Consider the following 19,709-nt stretch of genomic DNA (forward strand, 5'->3'; position numbering starts at 1 on the left):
TTTATACGAAGGCTAAAATTGCACTTACACCGATATATGAAACCACAATGAAGATGACTAGTGATACCCAAGTAAACACTTTTTGTGATTTTGGTGATTGCAAAATGCCCCAAGTTACTAAAAATGACCATAAACCATTTGAGAAATGGAATACCACCGCAATGATACATACGATGTAGAACACTAACCAAAAAGGATTCGATACGATGTCATGTACCATATCAAAATTCACTTCTTGGCCAAAAAACTTTTGAATACGTGTTTGCCACATGTGAATCATTACGAAAATAAACGTTAAAATGCCCGAAATACGTTGAAATAAGAACATCCAGTTTCGCATATACGAATGATGTCCGATGTTGTGACTAGCTGTGAAAGCGATATGTACGCCGTAGACTGCATGATATAAAATTGGAATATAAATCATGATAATCTCTAAAGCATATAAAAATGGTAGCGACTCCATCATGTTAGCCGCCTTATTAAATGCTTCCACCCCTTGTGTTGCTTGATGGTTAACCAATAAGTGAACGAGTAAAAAGCCACCTAATGGAATGACACCAAGTAACGAATGTAAACGTCTAAGGTAGAATTGGTTCTTTGAATGTGCCAAAGGAAGTCCCCCCTGCGATACTATTAATATTTTTTGATTCCCTTTTGTAATTCGTTGCTGAGAAAACGTTTGCATATCAAGTTAAAAAAAGAAATCAACTTTCTATTATTGTAACATTAAATGTGACAAATTTGGGTATGAGAATGATTCTCACACCAAATTTATCTAGCCTTCCTCTTGCAATGTTTTAAAAAGGACCTCCGCCGTTTTTTTCGGCAACCCCGCTTCTTGTAATGTCTCTACAGAAGCTTCACGCATTTTTTTAATCGAGCCAAACGTACGCAATAATTTGGTCTTCCGTTTAGGTCCGATCCCTTCGACTTGATCTAATATCGAACGTAATCCTGTCTTTTGACGTGTTTGGCGATGGAATGTAATTGCAAATCGATGCACTTCATCTTGAATGCGTTGTAATAAATAGAATGCTTGACTGTTTTTCTTTAATGGCACAACTTGTGCAGTGTCTCCATATAACAGCTCTGAAGTTTGGTGTTTATCATTTTTGGCAAGACCTGCAATCGGAATATCTAATCCGAGCTCATTTTCAAGCACATCTGCCACGCTCGACATATGACCTTTCCCGCCGTCAACAATAATTAAGTCTGGTAATGGCAAGCCTTCATTCAGCACACGTGTGTATCGACGACGTACTGCTTCTTGCATCGATTTATAATCATCGGGTCCTTCCACTGATTTAATTTTGTATTTCCGGTACCCTTTTTTATCCGGCTTCCCGTCGACAAAACTGACCATTGCTGAGACAGGGTCCACGCCTTGAATATTTGAGTTATCAAACGCTTCAATACGTATCGGTGTTTGAATCCCCATCGCATCGCCAAGTTGTTCTATCGCTTTCACCGTACGAGATTCATCACGTGCGATCAATTCAAATTTATTCTCTAATGAAATACGCGCATTTTTATTTGCCATATCGACTAATTGTTTTTTCTGCCCACGTTGCGGTGTAACGATATTCGTATCCACTACAGATTGCACCATTTCCACATCAAGTTGTTTTGGAATATGTACTTCTTTAGGTAAAAAATGTTGATTCAGTTGATAAAATTGACCGATAAATGTATAGAACTCTTCTTCAGGCGTTTGTTGCAATGGAAACATCGTTGCTTCACGTTCAATCAAATTCCCTTGTCGAATAAAGAACACCTGGATACACATCCAACCTTTATCGACATAATAGCCAAAGACGTCACGCACTGTTTGATCAACCGACATAATTTTTTGCTTTTTCGTCAAATTATTCACATGCTGTATCAAATCACGATATTCTTTTGCTTGCTCGAACTCTAGATTTTCACTTGCCTTCATCATTTTATCTTCTAAGTTTTTTAAGATAGTTTTATCTTCACCATTTAAAAACTCAGTAATTTCTTTCGTCATACGCTCATATTCGTTTTGCTGAACAGGATATACACACGGTCCTAAACATTGCCCAATATGATAGTACAAGCATAAACGATCGGGCATTTTATCACATTTACGAAATGGATAAATACGATCTAACAACTTTTTCGTTTCATGTGCGGAATACGCATTTGGGTACGGACCAAAATATTTCCCGCTTCCTTTGCGTACTGTTCGCGTCACAATCAATTTGGGATGTCGTTCTTTCGTGATTTTGATAAAAGGATAACTCTTATCATCTTTCAGCAAAATATTATAACGTGGTTGATATTTTTTAATTAAATTGAGCTCAAGCAACAATGATTCCGTTTCACTAGACGTCACGATATATTCAAAATCAACAATTTCTCGAACTAAACGCGTCGTTTTTGTATCATGTGCCCCTGTAAAGTATGACCGCACACGATTTCTTAGCTTTTTCGCTTTACCGACATATATCACTTGATTTTGTCGATCTTTCATTAAATAACAACCCGGTTCCATCGGTAATACGCCTAACTTTTGTTTAATTCGTTTTTGCGTTTCCTCCATGTATCATTCACCTTCTTTACATCTCCCACCTAAAACAACTTCATCCTCATGTCATACCATTGTGAATGAATACAACGAAAAGGAGTGAAACGAACGTCATCTCAATAGTTCAATGACTGTTTCACTCCCGCAACGGTGATTCACTTCATAATATACAAGCACGCGGACTCACTCATCACCGACTGCGCTTTCCGTTCAATCAAATGACTGTCATTTGATGTTCTAACTGTTCAACACATTTATTATAATCGAAGTGAATTTGTGATTATAAATGTTTATCTAATACTTGTGCTAAGTTTTCTTTTGGTTGGAATCCAACAACTTTATCTACAGGTTGACCATCTTTAAATACGATTAATGTTGGAATACTCATTACTTCGAATTTTGCTGCTGTTGCTTGGTTTTGGTCAACGTCTAATTTTAAAATGTCAGCTTTACCTTCGTAATCACTTGCTAAATCTTCTAGTACAGGTGCAATCATTTTACAAGGGCCACACCAAGTTGCCCAAAAATCTACTAACTTAACACCTGATTGAATTTGTTCGTCAAAATTTGAATCTTGCACTTCAATGATTGCCATAGGAAGTTTCCTCCTTAAATATCGTGTGATGTTAAAATTATAACAAATTGTATGCTTGATTTCATTATCGTTGCTCATTTATTTCAATGTGGCAACTGTCACACCAAATCCACCTTCACTTGGCATACCACCTCTGAACGTAGCGACACTTTTATGACGTTTCAAATGTTGTTGTACGCCTTTTTGTAATGCCCCCGTTCCTTTACCATGAATGATATATACATCTTCATAATTACTGAGTACGGCTTGGTCAAGATACTGATCCAGTGCAATCATCGCTTCATCATAACGATAACCTCTTAAGTCTAATTCCATTTTTACTGTAGAACGATTCGTACGTGTGACGACTTTTTTCGGTTGTGTTTTTGCTTTTTCTTTTTTCTCAAGGTCACTTAATGGTAATTTCATTTTAATAATGCCCATTTGAACGACTGCTTCGTCATCACTCAATACTTCAAGGACTTCCCCTTTTTGACCATAAGAAAGTACTTTAACTTCGTCACCCGCTTTGATTTCGTCCCATTTTTGTTTTTGTACGTTTTGCTTAATGGATTTCGCTTCATATTGATCTTCTAGGCGTTTACGTTGATCGATGAGCTCGTGTTCTTTGACTTCGGCCCCTTTTTGATCACGCATGTCACGTAATGATTTCAAAATATCATCCGCTTCTTCCATCGCCGCTTTGACACGCTGATTTGCTTTATCTTTCGCTTCCTCTATTAAACGGGCTTCCATATTTTGATATTGCTCGTACGCACGAGATAAATCTTGATGAATTTGAGACGCTTCACGGACGAGACGATCAAGCTCAATACGTTGGTCATCCACACGTTTTGCATTTTTTTCAAGTGACGCAATCATTTCATTAATTTCTTGTTCATCTTGACCAATCATGGATTTCGCATGGTTAATGATTTTCAAGCCAAGACCTAAACGTTTCGAAATATCAAATGCATTCGAACGCCCTGGCACACCCATTAACAGTTTGTATGTCGGACTTAAAGTATCTACATCAAATTCCACACTTGCATTCATCACACCTTCACGATTGTAACTGTACGCTTTCAATTCTGGATAGTGTGTCGTTGCCATGACAAGTGCGCCCATTTGATGCACATGGTCTAAAATACTCATCGCGAGCGCCGCACCTTCACTTGGGTCTGTCCCTGCACCAAGCTCATCAAATAAAATTAAACTCTTATCATTCGCCTCTTCTAAAATATTCACAATCGTTTTCATATGTGAAGAAAACGTAGACAATGACTGCTCAATCGACTGCTCATCACCAATGTCACAAAAGACGTTGTCAAACACACTCAACTGACTGCCATCTAGCGTCGGAATTAACAGCCCTGATTGCGCCATAAGAATAATTAAGCCTAACGTTTTTAATGTGACTGTTTTACCCCCAGTATTCGGACCGGTAATAATGACAGTTTGAATAGACGACTCAAATTCAATCGTATTCGCTACAACTGTTTCTCGGTCAAGTAACGGATGAAATGCTTTCGGTAAATATACTTGGCGTTCTTTTGAAAATGTCGGCTTTGTCCCTTTAATTTTAGCAGCATAGCGGGCTTTACCAATTAAAAAGTCTAAATGCCCCATTATCTGTTCGGAAATTAAACACGCTTCAGCTTCTTCAGCCACTTCAGCGGTTAACTCAGCTAGAATGCGTTGGACTTCAGTTGCTTCCTCACTGCGTAGACGACTGATTTGATTGTTCAATTCAACAACAGCAGAAGGTTCAATGTAAAGTGTTTGCCCTGATGCAGATTGATCATGCACAATCCCATTAAAATCTTGTCGATACTCTGCACGCACAGGAATCACGTTACGCTCATTTCTTACCGTCACAATCGCATCAGATAACTTTTTCTGATTGCTTGTAGATTTCACGATACGATCTAATTGTGCACGGACACGTTGATTCGTTTTAGCAATACGACTTCGAATCGATTGTAACTCCATACTTGCAGAATCGTATAAATCCTGAGTGTCACATTTTTGATGAATCGATTGATACAAATGCGTCAATACAGGAAGTTGTTGCATGTGATTATCTAAAATTTCATAATGAACGGCTTCTTCATCTTCTACAAGTTGATTATAAAAAGTTTTAAACTGATTTTGAACTTGAATCAACGCTTTAATCGCATTCAGTTCTTGTACGTTCAATGTCCCACCAATTTGTGAACGTTTAATATACGGTTGCACACGAGACAAGCCGCTCATACTTGGCAAACGATATTGATTGTAAATGTGTGAAATTTCATCCACTTCATTCATTTGATGAACGACCGTCTCATAATCTGACGATGGCGTTAATTGTTTTACTTTTTCAATCGCTAAATCACTGATGACTTCTAGCGCAATCAATGACTTGACTTTATTAAATTCCAATATTTCTAACGTTTTTTGTTTCATCCAATCCCTCAATTTCTATTCAACAGTTTTGGGTTGTGTAATAAATTTCTTAAATGCTTCACGAGACATCGTATTGATCACATCTTCTTTTTTGACGAAGCCTTTTTGTGCTGTCGCAACGCCATAATTCATAAAATTTAAATGATCGACATGATGCGCATCCGTATTAATCGTTACTTTCAAACCTGGATTTTGTCGTAACACGTCTGCACTTAAATCTAAACGTTTCGGGTTCGCATTAATTTCGAGCACTGTCCCCGTTTCACGACATAACTCAATCAATTGTGCCATATTCGGCGCGTAACCGTCACGACGCCCAATAATGCGACCTGTTGGATGTGCAATGTGGCGAACGTATGGGTTTCGACATGCTGCTTCTAATCGCTTCATGATTTCTTCTTCTGATTGATTAAAACTTTGATGAATTGCCGCAATGACATAATCCAGTTGTGCCAGTACTTCATCTTCGTAATCTAATCGACCATCAGGCAAAATATCCATTTCTGTTCCTGAATAAATATCAATTTCCGAGTATTCTTCATTCAACTTTTTAATTTCTTCGTTTTGTTTCAATAAGCGCTCAACTGATAAGCCATTCGCCACACGTAAGCTTTGTGAGTGATCTGTAATACACATAAACTTGTAGCCCTTTTCAATATTCGCTTCGACCATTTCTCTTAATGAAAATGCACCATCACTCGCAGTCGTATGCATATGAAGATCACCATTAATGTCATCGAGTGTCACAATTTCTGATAAGTCTTTGTCAAATTCTGACCCGTCTTCACGCATACTTGGTTCAATCCACTTGGCACCAAAATGTTCATAAATCGCTGCTTCACTATCGAGTTGCAACAACGTACCATCTGGTTGTTCGATACCGTATTCACTTACTTTTTCGTTCGTTTGTTTCGCAATTTGTCGAATTCGAATATTATGATCTTTAGAACCCGTGAAATGTTGCAATGTATGGTAAAACGCAGCAGGTTCAATTAAACGAAAATCGACGCCAATCGTTTCGTCATCAAAGCTCAGTTCCAGTGAGACTTTTGTTGTCCCTACTGCAACTTCTTCCACTTTTTCAGGTATCGCTAACAGTCGCTGTTGAACTTCAAGCGGCTCATTGGTACTAATAATGTAATCTAAATCTTTACTCATTTCTTTCTTACGACGAAAACTTCCCGCTACTTCAAAACGCTCAATCGCTTCAATCGATTGGAGGTGCTTCGTAATGAGTGCATTTAATCCTTTCATCGTATCAATAGGGTAAGCATCTTTTTTAGCGCCTAATTCACGAACAGCTTCTAAATATTTTTCTTCTGTTTTCTTACCAAAGCCATCTAATGCGCTAATTTCATGGTTTTCACATGCTTTTTGAAATGATTCTTTATCCGTAATATTCAGTTCTTGATAAAGACGTGCAATACGTTTACTGCCGAGCCCTTTAATTTTCAATAACGGAATTAAACCACTTGGCACTTCTTCCTTTAATGCATTCAGTGTTGGTGATTCTCCCGTTTCTAAAAAAGTATTGATGACTTCCCCTACACCTTTGCCAATATTTTTCAGTGCTGTCACATCTTCAATTTGATCGATCGTACGTTCATCTGCTTCTAAACTTTGTACAGCTTTACGATATGCAGAGACTTTGAACGTATTTTCTCCCTTTAACTCCATATAAGTCGCGATTTCTTCTAATAAACGAATTACATCTTTCTTAGTCATCTCATCACCTCATTAAAAAAGAGGGTGAAACCATGTGACAACACATATCAGTCTCAGCCTCGTTCGTCTGTTTTATTTCAAATTCAATGTAAATTCTGATAAAAAGGGTATGTCGGTAATCCACCATTGGGCCACATGTGATTGTGCAAGTGCATATTGTATCATCTCATTTGGATACAATGCAGTGACATAACAAGCAAAATGTATAAAAATAATGCCCGAACAACAAGCGAAACATGCGCCTACTATTCTACTGGACCATCCAAGACGTTGCAATGCAAACACACCATTAAAACTGCCAATCGCAAAATACAACATCGTTTTTACAATCAATACAAGCAAAAGGAATACGATGACATCATTGAATCGCATTTCAGGATGCTCGATATTCATCGCAAATTGCGTATCAAAAGCAACCGTTCTTGGATAAGGAATAAACAACCTAAAATAGTGACTGAGTGGTTGATAAAATTGAGCTGCAACCCATAATGAAAAATATGTACTCCCAAAATGTAACGCACTGACTTTCCATCCTCTATGAAAGCCTGTCATTGCAAAAAGTAGCAAGACGATTATAATCAATAGTAGATACACATTAGTGACCTCTATGTTTTAAACGTTGAATTTCTTCTCTTAACAGTGCATTTTCTTCCTCTAGTAACACGAGTTCATGCATTACATTAACCGCAGTCAGTACAGCTTTTCGCACAGAATCGAGTCCTGCGTTTCGACGTCCCAACTCTCGAATTTTACCATCTACTAAGTCAGCGACATAACGAATACGTTCAGGATCATCTTCCCCTAAAATCGTATAGTTTTGATCATTAATCGTTACATTGATTCGGTTTTTAAACTCACCCATCTTCACTCACCTAGCCTTATTATCTTTTTGATTGATCATGGTACATTATACACGAGTTGATCTTATTTGTGTATCATCATTGTTCCAGTCTTATTGAATCTATGTTACCATTTGAAAGTAAAAAAAGAAGTGGAGTGATCACATGTCAAATATTGTTAAAAAGCTCAATCCAAGTGAAATCGAGCAACTCTTGCAACGACTTCAACTCGACACAGAAAATCTTCCTACTGGCATGCGTGCACGAGCGAAATATGAAGGGGTCACTATCAGTATTTATCATTCACAAAAAGTGATGTTTCAAGGCAAAAATGCAGAAGCTGTATGTTTTAAATTATTGGGCGAATCCATCGTAGCATCAGAAACGACAAAAGAAGCTAAAAAGAAAAAAGCAACTTCAACAAATACCATCGCATATAATACCCATAGTTGTATCGGAAGTGATGAAGCAGGAAGTGGCGATTATTTCGGACCTTTAACGGTTTGTGCGTCTTACGTTTCTGCACAACATATTCCTGTTTTGAAAGAATTAGGTGTCGATGATTCCAAACGTTTAACTGATAAAAAAATTGTTGAATTAGCGGAACAACTCGTCACATTTTTACCGCATTCTTTACTCGTTTTAGACAATCCGAAATACAATGAACGGAAACAACTCGGATGGTCGCAGGTAAAAATGAAAGCTGTTTTACATAATGTATGTATTAAAAATGTTTTAAAGAAAGTGGATGTAAATGCGGTCGATTATATTGTGATTGATCAGTTTGCGAAACGCGAGGTTTACGAACACTATGTTTTAGGTGAAGTGCCGGAGCGTCAGAAAACGAAATATGAGACGAAGGGTGAATCGAAGTCATTGGCGATTGCGGCGGCGAGTATTATTTCACGGTATGCTTTTGTGAAACATATGGATCAGTTGTCGAAACGGTATCGGATGGAGATTTTGAAAGGTGCGAGTCATAAGGTAGATGTGACGGCGGCAAAAGTGATTGAGAAGTATGGGGTTGAGGTGCTTGATGGGATAAGTAAAAGTCATTTTAGTAACCGAAATAAAGCGTTGGCACTGGTGAATTCAAAGCGTTGATTGGGGTTATGAACACTTGTTGACAGTAGGCGTTGCAACCTTAGATTGCTTGAATCGCGCTGCGCTTTCCTAGGGGCTGGCCCTTCAACTAAATTCGGCTTGATTGAAATAGGCATTTGTTTGAAGCCAAATTGGATTTTCCGGGCCAGCTGATCCCTCAGGAGTCTTGCGCGATTCTTGCAATCTTTGCTGCTTTTCTGTTTTTTCAACATGTGAATGACTTTAATCCTTACCTCTTTGACTCAGTGCGCATCTGCTTTTCTTTCGATTACTATTTTCTTAATCAACGTCTTTTGTCATTGAATCTCAACTTCTTAATATTGATGATTCATGTGTTTTTTCTGTTTTTCAACATGTGAATGACTTTAATCCTTTCCCCCTTTGATTTACTAAGCATCTAGTTATCTTTAGCCTTCTTTGATCTATTGCTTCTCTCTTACGTTTTGATAGACGATTTTTCAATTTTATTCATTTTTGCTTTTTGCGAATCAAAATTTATACTTTATTTGCTCATTTGGACTTTTACATTTTACTTCAAAGTGTGTTTCCATGTATAATAAATCGAAACAATTACGATTTGAGGGATTGACTTGAATTTTACGCATGGTTTAACTGAAGCAGAGAATGACTTAAGACTTGAGATGATTCACTATATTTGCCGCAACCCAGAAACACCTTTTAAAGTAAAGCCTAAATATCAAACACTCATCGACAAAAATGTTGTTGTTGCTGAAAATGGTGAATTGATTTCTATTTATCCGATTTCACTTAAAGCAACGAATAAAAAAGTATACACAAATCAAAAAACGTCGCCAGTATTTGCAATGTGTGCGATTGATGCGATAGGTGTGCATTATACGATTCATTCGAATATCACGATTGAGAGTGAAGACGAATTGACGCACACACCCATCCACCTTGAAATGAAAGACGGACATATCATCAATCGAAATGAACACGACGTTTTTGTTTTATATAAAGATGTGCTGAAAAAAGAAAATTGCAATGTTGACTGTTGTCCTTATATTCACTTTTTTACAAGCGAGCAAAATGCCCTAGAATATCTTAAACAAGTTCAATATACGGGACCTTATCAAATATTAAATTTAGATGAAGCGAATGAAACCGCTAAAGCATTATTTCGATATCAGCCAGTGGAATGTGGTCACTGTTGTCAATCATGAGGCTATCATTTAAAGTGCATCTTCATATAACGAACCAGCTCAAAAAAACACCAAGCAACTTCACGCGTTACTTGGTGTTTCATATTTTTACTTATTAGCCACGCAATGTCGCACCTTGAGCTTCTAACGCTGCAAGAATCGTTTCATGAACTTTTGTGACTTGCTCTTCTGTTAATGTATTATTCTCATCTAAGTAAGCTAAACGAATCGCAACAGATTTTTTACCCGCTTCCATATGTTCGCCTTCATACACATCAAATACATGTGCATCTTTCAAAATAGAACCACCATTTTGATGAATCGTTTGAATAAGGCTTGCGGCACGCACTTCTGAATCTACTACGAGTGCAATGTCACGTGTTACACCAGGGAATTTCGGAATCGGTTGATAATTGATATAGCCGACTGATTGTTGCATGATTTTTTCGTAATTCAGTTCAAAAACATACGTACGACCTAAATCATATGTTTTCGCGACTGTTGGATGTAACTCACCGATAAAACCAATTGCTTCTCCATTTAAAGTCACTGCAGCTGTACGACCTGGATGAAGTCCATCGATTTGCGTTGTTTCATATTCGAAACGTAATGCGAGCTGATCAGCAATACGTTCAACCATACCTTTCACAAGATAAAAATCAACAACTTCTTTTTTACCTTGCCATGGATTCGATACGTATTCTCCCGTCATAATCCCACTTAAATATTCCACTTGTTCAGGTAACGTTTCGCCTTCTTGACCGAAAAAGACATTTCCTATTTCATATAGTGCAATATCTTGATTTTTACGTGCAACGTTATATTGTGTTGCATCAATCAAATGTGGAATTAAACTTTGGCGTAATGTTGAATGGGCTTCACTCATAGGCATCAACAACTCCACCGTGTCATGTGTTGCTGTTGTAAAGGCTGTTGCACGTTCACGATCTACTAATGAGTACGTGATTGCTTGTGATAAACCTGCCCCTTCTAATGTACGTTTCACGACACGTGTTTTACGTTGGCGGTCAGTAAGCGCACCACTTGTCACATCTTCAAATACAGGTAATGTAGATGGAATATTGTCATAACCGTAAATACGTGCGATTTCTTCAATTAAATCCGCTTCAATTGTAATATCGCGACGACGTGATGGGACTTTCACATGAATGTCGTTGTTCGTGATTTCTGTGTTAAAGCCGAGTTGTTCAAATACACGTACGATATCTTCTTCTGTTAAATCGAAACCGACCGTACGATTCACTTTATCCGCTGTAATGGTAATGTCCGTCACCAATTCACCTAAATCACCATCTGTCACACGGCCGTCTAACACTTGACCTTGTGCTAATGTTTCGAGTAAATAACATGCACGGTCTACAGCTTCATCTAAAAATTCTGTCGCGATACCTTTTTCGAAACGACTTGACGATTCACTGCGCAAGTTCAAACGTCTTGATGTGTGGCGAATTGCGACAGGGTTGAAAATCGCACCTTCCACAACGACATTTTTCGTTTCTGGTGTCACTTCAGAGAAATCGCCACCCATGACGCCACCAAGTGCAATTGGCTGTTGACCATTCGTAATGACGATATCACTTGATAATAGTTCACGTTCTTGATCATCTAAAGTTGTCATTTTTTCGTTTTCATGTGCGAGTCGAACGACAATATCATTAGAACCGATATGATCTTTGTCAAACATGTGTAACGGTTGGCCGTATTCTAACATCACATAGTTTGAAATATCGACTACGTTATTGATTGGGCGAATGCCTGCTTTCATTAAACGCGCTTGCATCCATTCCGGTGATGGTGCAATTTGGACATTTTCAACGACACGTGCACTGTAATATGGCACTTGCGTTGTATCTTCTACTTTTACCGTTAACGTTTCTTGTGCTAGCTTTGATTGTGCTGTCACCGTTGTTTCAGGTTTAACCACTTTTTTATCGTACAATGCAGCTGCCTCATAAGCTGTTCCAATCATACTTAAAGCATCTGCACGGTTCGGTGTTAAGTCAAATTCCATCATTTGGTCATCTAAATACAACGCTTTTAATGCATCTGTACCTGGTTCGATGGCAGTCGCAAATTGATAAATACCATCTTCAAATGCTTTCGGTACAACATTGCTTGGTAGACCGATCTCTTGAAGTGAACAAATCATGCCTTCAGACACTTGGCCTCGTAATTTAGCACGCTTAATTTTAATACCACCTGGTAAACGACCGCCTACTTTTGCGACGATCACCGTTTGACCAGCACCTACGTTCGGCGCACCACAAACAATTTGTACAGGGGCGTCTTCACCGATATTCACTTGGCAAATGTTGAGTTTATCCGCATCTGGATGGGGTGCAATGTCCTCAACATATCCGACCACTAAATTTTTAATATCTTTCGTAAAGTCTTGGATATCATCGACTTCAATCCCAGTACGTGTAATACGTTCAGCCAATGCTTCAACCGAAACATCTAAATCTACATATGTTTCTAACCATTCTTTAGATATTAACATGTTGTTCACCTCTATCTTCTACTGCTTTAAATTGATTTAAGAAACGGATGTCGTTCGTATAGAAATGACGAATGTCTTCAATACCGTATTTCAACATCGCGATACGATCTGGTCCCATACCAAATGCAAATCCTGAATATTTTTTCGAATCAAATCCTGCCATTTCAAGTACGTTCGGATGTACCATACCCGCACCTAAAATTTCGATCCATCCTGTATGTTTACACACGTTACAGCCTTTTCCTTTACATTTGAAACATGATACGTCGACTTCAACAGATGGCTCTGTAAATGGGAAATAGCTTGGTCGTAAACGAATTTCACGATCTGCACCAAAAAGTGATTTTGCCAATAATTCGAGTGTACCTTTTAAATCACTCATTTTAATATTTTCATCCACTACAAGGCCTTCGATTTGTGTAAATTGATGACTATGTGTCGCATCATCCGAGTCACGACGGTACACTTTACCTGGACAAATGATTTTCACTGGACCTTGCCCATTACGTTGCTCCATTGTACGCGCTTGTACTGGAGAGGTGTGGGTACGTAATAACACTTCTTCAGTAATATAGAAACTATCCTGCATATCACGTGCTGGATGTGATTTTGGTAAGTTGAGCGCTTCGAAGTTGTAATAATCTTGTTCTACTTCATAGCCCGTTACAATTTCATAACCTAAACCTAAAAATAAGTCTTCAATTTCTTCAACTGTGCGCGTTAGTGGATGTTGTGCCCCTGTTGCAACTGTACGTCCTGGTAATGTCACATCGATAGACTCTTCAGCAAGCTGTTGGTTTAATTGTGCTTCAGCAAGAATCGTTTGACGTTCAGTAATCGCCCCTTCAATCGCTTGACGTACTTCATTGACACTTTGTCCATAAGCTGGGCGATCTTCTTTTGGCAAGTCTTTCATTTGTTTCATTAGACCTGTCACTTGACCCTTTTTACCTAAATATTTGACTTTGACATCTTGTAACGCTTTTTCATCTTGTGCTTGTTCAATATCAGTCATTGCTTCATTTTTGATTTGAATCATTGCTTCATTTTGCACCATTGTCATTCCTCCTTTTAATCTTTAACGCCATTCATACTGAAACCTCTTTACCACACTTCATCATGTCAAATGTCGGATGTGTCTTGTATCCTCAATCACATCACACACAAATAAAAAAGACTCCGCCCGCACTATTGGGACGAAATCTCTTCCGTGGTACCACCCAGTTTTATGTATCCAAGACACATACACTCTGAATTCATATTGATAACGGATTTTACTTCCGACTTAAATCTCTTTAAGTAGCTAAAAAGGTGAAAAAAACTATGTAGATTGAGCCCAACTCACAGTTCATGTCAGACTTCCCTGAACAATCTCGATAATAGTTTACGTCTTTTTATCAGCAGTTTGTTGAATTGTTAATACGTCTATTATATACATGCGTCCATTAAGGGTCAACCCAAAGTCTAACCCTTTAAATAAAACATTAAAATTCCAGCTGCGATAGCGACATTCAAACTTTCGGCTTGGCCATAAATAGGAATCGTCAAGTTTTGTGTCGTATGCGCTAACAACTCTGGCGCAACCCCTTCACCTTCATTGCCGAGAATGAGTGCAAAAGTTTCTTGTTGGCTTGAGATTTGATGATACGTCGTCGCATCTTGCAATGCTGTACCGTAAATTGGTCCTTCAAATGTCGACATCCACGTTGACATATCTTCTACGTATTGAATAGGAATGTGGAATACACTGCCTTGACTCGCACGCAATACCTTATCTTGATAAACATCAGCTGTCCCTTTTGTTAACACGATTAAGTCTAAACCCGCTGCATCAGCTGTTCGAATCATCGTCCCGAGGTTGCCAGGATCTTGAATACGATCTAAAATCAACACTTGTTTCGCTGTTGTAACGTCAACTTGTGGTTTTTCAATGACCGCAAAAATGCCTTGAGGTGTCACTGTGCCCGATAATGTTTCTGCCACTTTTTGTGTAATCTCATACACTTCTTCAGCCGCTTCAATCAATTCTGTTGGGACACGCTTCGGCTCGATCATAAACAATTGTGTCACCTTGATTTGACTTTTGACTGCTTCCTCAACTAAGTGAAATCCTTCAACAATTGCCAAACCTTGCTTATCGCGCTCTTTTTTCTTTTTTAATTTATTGTAATTTTTAATTTTCGAGTTCTGTATCGATGTGATTGCTTCCATTTTTGTCTCATCTCACTTCATCATTAAGTTCGTGTATTGCTCAAAAAATAAGACTGGAACAATAATTGTTCCAGTCCTATTTTACATTAATATCCAGTTACTGTAAAAAGTCTATTATTTAGAAACGACTTCTTCACCTTTGTATGAACCACAGTTTGGACATACACGGTGAGATAATTTTAATTCACCACAGTTTGGGCATTCTTGCATACCTGGTACTGCTAATTTAAAATGTGTACGGCGTTTGTTTTTTCTTGTTTTAGAAGTTCTTCTTTTTGGTACTGCCATGGTTAGTTAATCCTCCCTTTTATTCGATTCATTTGACGCATCGTAGTTCAAAAAACTTAGCGTGCATGATTACTATCATCGTATAATTGTTGTAATTTCTGAAGCCTTGGATCGACATTCACATGTGATTCATCTTGAGATGGGTCATTATCCAAATTATCTTCGTCAATAACTTCCCAACCTTGACCACCAGTAAGCATTTGATCGCTGTCATCCGCAACGACACGCATTGGTTTCTCAAGCATAACAATCTCTTCGGCAATTTCGCGAAGATCAATCATACCATTAGTGACAAGATGATAATGTTCATCGTCCTCATCCTCATACAAACCATCTAAATCAAATACTTCCGTTGTTGTTGCGTCCAATGGAACATCTACAGGCACTAACGTACGCGCACACGCCATCGTATACTGCCCTGTTAAATGCATCGTCGCAACAACCTCATTCGATTTAACAATCAACTCACCCTCGATTTCAATCGGTGATAAGTCTAACAGATCCATGTTTTGAATCAGATGGTTAAACGTTACGGTCTGATTAAATTTAAAAGGTTGTCCTTGGTATTTTCTCAATTGTGTTATTGACCACTTCATATGGCTTCACCTCTAACAAGCACAAAATTTATTTTAACTATTGATAGTTAAGTTGTCAAGATTTTTTCTTAACATCTTAAGTTCTGATACAATATTCATAATGAGACACGAAAGGACAGAATGCAAATGAAAAGTGTCGCAATAATTACAGAATATCATCCTTTTCACAACGGACATCTCTATCAGGCCAAGCAAAGTCAACAACTTTCTCAAAGTGATGTCACCATCGCCATTATGAGTGGCCAATTTATGATGCGTGGGATGCCCGCGATGTACAACAAATTTAAACGTGCACAAATGGCAACAGCAGGCGTCGATTTAGTCGTCGAAATGCCGTTAGTCGGCTCACTATCATCCAGTGATATTTTCGCTCAAATGGGCGTTAAAGTTGCTGATTACTTACAAGCTGATGTTTTAAGTTTCGGGAGTGAGAGCGGCGAGCTGTCTCAACTGGAACACGCTGCACAACAATTGATTCAACTCGAAAACACGCCTGCTTTTCAAACAGCCATCAAATCAGGTAAAAGTTATGCCAGAATTGCAGCTGAAACTTTGCAAAGCGACCTATTAAGTCAACCAAATAACATTTTAGCTATCGCCTATCTTAAACAATTACAACGCCAACAAAGTACGATGCAACCGATGACGATTCCGCGAACAGAAGTTCAGCATCACGATACTGACATGCACCATGCTTCTATGGCAAGTGGTACAGCAATTCGCAAAGGGATTGTGAATGGTGACCTGACATGGCAAAGAATGGTACCTGAACAAAACATCCCTTTAATGACCACACCCTTTAACGATCAACAGCGTTTATTCGACCTGCTTAAATTTTCGATTTTACAACAGACACCTGAAACATTAAAACATATTTATACGATGAGTGAAGGCTTTGAAAATCGATTATACCGTGCAGCATTATCAAGCACAGACTATACGTCGTTTATGCAAAAATTAAAGACGAAGCGTTATACTTATACCCATATTCAACGTATTTTAATGAATGTGTTGTTGAACTTTCAATATGCGGATGTATCCGATGAAGTCCATGCCGTAAGAGTGTTGGCAATGACGCCTCAAGGTCAGCGTTATTTGAAATATTTAAAGGTACATTTTCCTGAACGCCGTATCATCACAACGATCAATCGCGAGACAGCAAAATTATTTCAAAATGAAGGCAAAGCAACAGGGATTTATAACGTTTTGACGGGTGATAGCATGACAGACTTTAATACACCTGTATATGTGCGTGGTCGTTGAATGTTTAAGTGAGACAACATATGGCTCCTTGACAAATCGTGGGAAGAGTATGGGACATTAAGTTTTCCCAGCTCCTATTCTTTTTATAGACAGATACCGATTAATGATGATAAAACAGCCAAGAATGAGGATGAATGAGACATCATCATTGGATCTTATGGGGTTACCTTCATTCATTCGTGATTTTGATATTTAATTGCTAAAATGGGCGAGACTCCTGAGGGGTGAAATTGAAAACAAAATGACAACTTTTAACTTTGATAGAGGTTACTATTTCACGCAGTAGCTGTCTGACTTCTCAATGTTTTACTTTTGAGAAGTCTAGTCAGCCTTGCGGGGGCAGTACTACGAAATCTTTGTTGTACATGAGATTTCTGTACTGCTCCCGAAAATCCATCAACGCTTCCTCTACACATGTGGCAGTATCATTAAAGCGTTGATTAGTTGTAGGGTCAGCCCCTAGGAACGCGAGCCCATCATGGCAATTGTGATGCTTAGAATTGTTATTAATGAAGGCAATTTGATTAAAATAAAACAATTGAGACAACCAAAGTTTATTATGTCCCATCTTTTTTTATTTAACTTTTCTCTAGATGATATGTATTTTCAAACGTGAGCACGATTTACTTTTCACGCTTGAACTTTTTCAACAATGCCTCTTCTACATGCTTGGGTACAAATTCAGAAATATCGGCATCATATTGTGCAACTTCTTTGACCATACTTGAACTTATAAATGAATAATCCGTCGAACTCATCATATACAATGTTTCCACTTTGTCATTCAACTTTTTGTTCATTGATGTAATTCTCAACTCATACTCAAAGTCACTGACCGCACGCAAACCACGAATAATTGTTGTTGCACCAATTTCATCACAGAAGTCCACTAATAACCCACTAAATGAATGGACATACACGTTCGGTAAATGCGCAACAGACTTTTCAATTAACTCAAGTCGTTCATCTACTGTAAATGTTCCCTTTTTACTACTGTTTCGTAACACACAGACGTGCAATTCATCAAAACGGTCTGCACTTCTTTCAACGATATCGATATGTCCTTTAGTAATAGGGTCAAAACTTCCTGGAATAACAGCTTTCGTATTAACCATGACTTTCTCCTTTTTTCAAAACACATGTGTCAGTTAAACCATAGTGATAGCTTTTGACTTCTTCAAATAGTGAAGTATCAATGGATTCACGATGGCTATACTCACAAACGATAATACCATTTTGCTTGAGTAAATCAAATTGATGAATACTTTTCAACGCTTCATCAATGAGCCCTTTTTCGTATGGAGGATCAAGAAAAATCAAATCAAATTGAATTTCTCGTTTATTCAACGCTTTTAACGCACGGTCCGCATTATTCTTATAGACTTCAGCTTGATGCGTTAAATCCAATTTTTTCAAATTTTGTTGAATGACTTTAACAGCACGGATATTTTGATCGACAAAAATGACTTTGTCCATCCCACGCGAAAGTGCTTCAATGCCTAAACTACCACTGCCAGCAAACAAATCGAGCCCGAGCCCTTCAACTGTATGTAAACTATTAAAAATACCCTCTTTCACTTTATCCATCGTCGGTCTCGTATTTCGGCCTTCCAATGTTTCGAGCGATTTACTTTTATGTTTTCCTGCGATGACACGCATGTTTTTACACTTCCAATCCGAATTCATTTTTAATATACTTTCATTTAAGAGGAGGAATCCAAATGCAACAATCATTTATTGTATTAGGACATGGATTGACGGATTTGTACGAATTCAAAACGCTCATCGAATATAATCATGAACGTATCGATCGTATCGTCTTTTTCCATACACCAAAATCCACACGTCAACTGACATCCGTGGCCATCATTATGCAACCGACTGAAGGACGTAAATTCCAGGCGATGTATATCATGCTCGATGCCTTGCGTTATCCTTATCCAGAAAGCAATCGTAAATACGAGCTTATCCAATCTTATGCGACGCCTTACCATATCGACATGGTCGGTGTAGATGTCCATGCACCTGATGACTACCCTGAACTTGACCTTTACTTTAACTATTTAAAAAGTGTATTACGACTGCAACATTGGATTCCTGCATTGGAATAAGCTTATTCGTTTGCTTCTTTAGAATACACTTGTTTCAAATCTTTATAAGGCGAGCCGACAACGCGTGTGACATATTTCAGTTTCATCAGGCGTGTCACCACATCGTCAATATCCTTTTGATTCACATACATAGATACGTATTTTTGTTGTGAATTGGTATAAACAATATGACCATATTTTCGAATATGACGTTCATGCTTCATGTTTTTTAGATAAATAATTATATTTTCACGTTGTATGATATCCATTTTTTCACCTCGAATTTCACAATATTATCGTACCATGTGTGACTGTCTTCGGAAAGTATGAGTATGA

Annotated in this window: 19 protein-coding genes; 4 read left to right on the top strand and 15 right to left on the bottom strand. The window is 38.1% G+C overall.

Translation table 11 applies throughout. The features are described from left to right. Position 1: 1 nt before the first annotated feature. From CD138_RS07175 to zapA, 7 genes are all read right to left on the bottom strand, one after another. Positions 2-613, bottom strand: a complete 612-nt coding sequence (locus tag CD138_RS07175) for a succinate dehydrogenase cytochrome b558 subunit (RefSeq protein ID WP_019168142.1) — start codon at positions 611-613, stop codon at positions 2-4. A gap of 165 nt (positions 614-778) precedes the next feature. After that, a complete protein-coding gene (gene uvrC / locus CD138_RS07180) occupies positions 779-2,566 on the bottom strand; it encodes an excinuclease ABC subunit UvrC (RefSeq protein ID WP_019168143.1) in 1,788 nt (595 codons plus the stop codon). A gap of 265 nt (positions 2,567-2,831) precedes the next feature. After that, entirely contained in the window at positions 2,832-3,146 is a 315-nt protein-coding gene (gene trxA / locus CD138_RS07185; RefSeq protein WP_019168144.1) for a thioredoxin, read from the bottom strand. Between the two features lie 78 nt (positions 3,147-3,224). Beyond that, positions 3,225-5,573 carry an endonuclease MutS2 gene (locus tag CD138_RS07190; RefSeq protein WP_019168145.1) on the bottom strand — a complete coding sequence of 783 codons (2,349 nt, stop codon included), beginning with the start codon at positions 5,571-5,573 and terminating at the stop codon, positions 3,225-3,227. Positions 5,574-5,588: 15 nt separating this feature from the next. Then, positions 5,589-7,298 carry a DNA polymerase/3'-5' exonuclease PolX gene (polX, locus tag CD138_RS07195; RefSeq protein WP_019168146.1) on the bottom strand — a complete coding sequence of 570 codons (1,710 nt, stop codon included), beginning with the start codon at positions 7,296-7,298 and terminating at the stop codon, positions 5,589-5,591. A 72-nt stretch (positions 7,299-7,370) separates the two neighbouring features. Then, on the bottom strand, positions 7,371-7,892 hold the full coding sequence (locus CD138_RS07200; protein WP_019168147.1) for a CvpA family protein: 522 nt from the start codon (positions 7,890-7,892) through the stop codon (positions 7,371-7,373). A 1-nt stretch (position 7,893) separates the two neighbouring features. Beyond that, positions 7,894-8,160, bottom strand: coding sequence for a cell division protein ZapA (gene zapA / locus CD138_RS07205; protein ID WP_019166359.1), 267 nt, complete (start codon positions 8,158-8,160; stop codon positions 7,894-7,896). Positions 8,161-8,302: 142 nt separating this feature from the next. On the opposite strand from zapA, the gene rnhC reads away from it, so the two are divergent. Together rnhC and merB are read left to right on the top strand one after the other, a co-directional pair. Continuing rightward, on the top strand, positions 8,303-9,241 hold the full coding sequence (rnhC, locus tag CD138_RS07210) for a ribonuclease HIII (RefSeq protein ID WP_019168148.1): 939 nt from the start codon (positions 8,303-8,305) through the stop codon (positions 9,239-9,241). A 590-nt stretch (positions 9,242-9,831) separates the two neighbouring features. Beyond that, a complete protein-coding gene (merB, locus tag CD138_RS07215; RefSeq protein ID WP_019168150.1) occupies positions 9,832-10,425 on the top strand; it encodes an organomercurial lyase in 594 nt (197 codons plus the stop codon). 94 nt (positions 10,426-10,519) lie between these two features. On the opposite strand, the gene pheT is transcribed toward merB, so the two are convergent. From pheT to CD138_RS07240, 5 genes are all read right to left on the bottom strand, one after another. After that, a complete protein-coding gene (pheT, locus tag CD138_RS07220) occupies positions 10,520-12,925 on the bottom strand; it encodes a phenylalanine--tRNA ligase subunit beta (protein ID WP_019168151.1) in 2,406 nt (801 codons plus the stop codon). Then, on the bottom strand, positions 12,912-13,982 hold the full coding sequence (gene pheS / locus CD138_RS07225) for a phenylalanine--tRNA ligase subunit alpha (protein ID WP_019168152.1): 1,071 nt from the start codon (positions 13,980-13,982) through the stop codon (positions 12,912-12,914). Before pheS ends, pheT begins: the two co-directional genes overlap by 14 nt. Before the next feature lie 407 nt (positions 13,983-14,389). Beyond that, positions 14,390-15,136 (bottom strand): TrmH family RNA methyltransferase, encoded by a 747-nt coding sequence (locus CD138_RS07230; protein ID WP_019168153.1) that lies wholly within the window; start codon positions 15,134-15,136, stop codon positions 14,390-14,392. Between the two features lie 114 nt (positions 15,137-15,250). After that, complete coding sequence (gene rpmF, locus CD138_RS07235) at positions 15,251-15,424, bottom strand: 50S ribosomal protein L32 (protein ID WP_014614214.1); 174 nt, start codon at positions 15,422-15,424, stop codon at positions 15,251-15,253. A gap of 56 nt (positions 15,425-15,480) precedes the next feature. Further along, on the bottom strand, positions 15,481-16,020 hold the full coding sequence (locus tag CD138_RS07240; RefSeq protein WP_019168154.1) for a YceD family protein: 540 nt from the start codon (positions 16,018-16,020) through the stop codon (positions 15,481-15,483). Between the two features lie 126 nt (positions 16,021-16,146). On the opposite strand from CD138_RS07240, the gene CD138_RS07245 reads away from it, so the two are divergent. Then, positions 16,147-17,283, top strand: a complete 1,137-nt coding sequence (locus CD138_RS07245) for a nucleotidyltransferase (RefSeq protein ID WP_019168155.1) — start codon at positions 16,147-16,149, stop codon at positions 17,281-17,283. Between the two features lie 623 nt (positions 17,284-17,906). Here CD138_RS07245 and coaD read toward each other — a convergent pair. Both coaD and rsmD read right to left on the bottom strand, forming a co-directional pair. Then, the gene (coaD, locus tag CD138_RS07255; RefSeq protein WP_019168156.1) at positions 17,907-18,398 is read right to left on the bottom strand and encodes a pantetheine-phosphate adenylyltransferase; all 492 of its coding nucleotides are present in this window, start codon (positions 18,396-18,398) and stop codon (positions 17,907-17,909) included. After that, complete coding sequence (gene rsmD, locus CD138_RS07260) at positions 18,391-18,942, bottom strand: 16S rRNA (guanine(966)-N(2))-methyltransferase RsmD (protein WP_019168157.1); 552 nt, start codon at positions 18,940-18,942, stop codon at positions 18,391-18,393. Before rsmD ends, coaD begins: the two co-directional genes overlap by 8 nt. A gap of 62 nt (positions 18,943-19,004) precedes the next feature. Here rsmD and CD138_RS07265 point away from each other — a divergent pair, with 62 nt between their 5' ends. Continuing rightward, positions 19,005-19,394, top strand: a complete 390-nt coding sequence (locus CD138_RS07265; protein WP_019168158.1) for a DUF7147 family protein — start codon at positions 19,005-19,007, stop codon at positions 19,392-19,394. Between the two features lie 2 nt (positions 19,395-19,396). Here CD138_RS07265 and CD138_RS07270 read toward each other — a convergent pair whose 3' ends face one another. Further along, positions 19,397-19,642, bottom strand: coding sequence for a YlbG family protein (locus CD138_RS07270; RefSeq protein ID WP_019168159.1), 246 nt, complete (start codon positions 19,640-19,642; stop codon positions 19,397-19,399). Positions 19,643-19,709: the final 67 nt, after the last annotated feature.

Origin of the sequence: Staphylococcus intermedius NCTC 11048 (assembly GCF_002902385.1) — a bacterium.
Classification (GTDB): Bacteria; Bacillota; Bacilli; order Staphylococcales; family Staphylococcaceae; genus Staphylococcus; species Staphylococcus intermedius.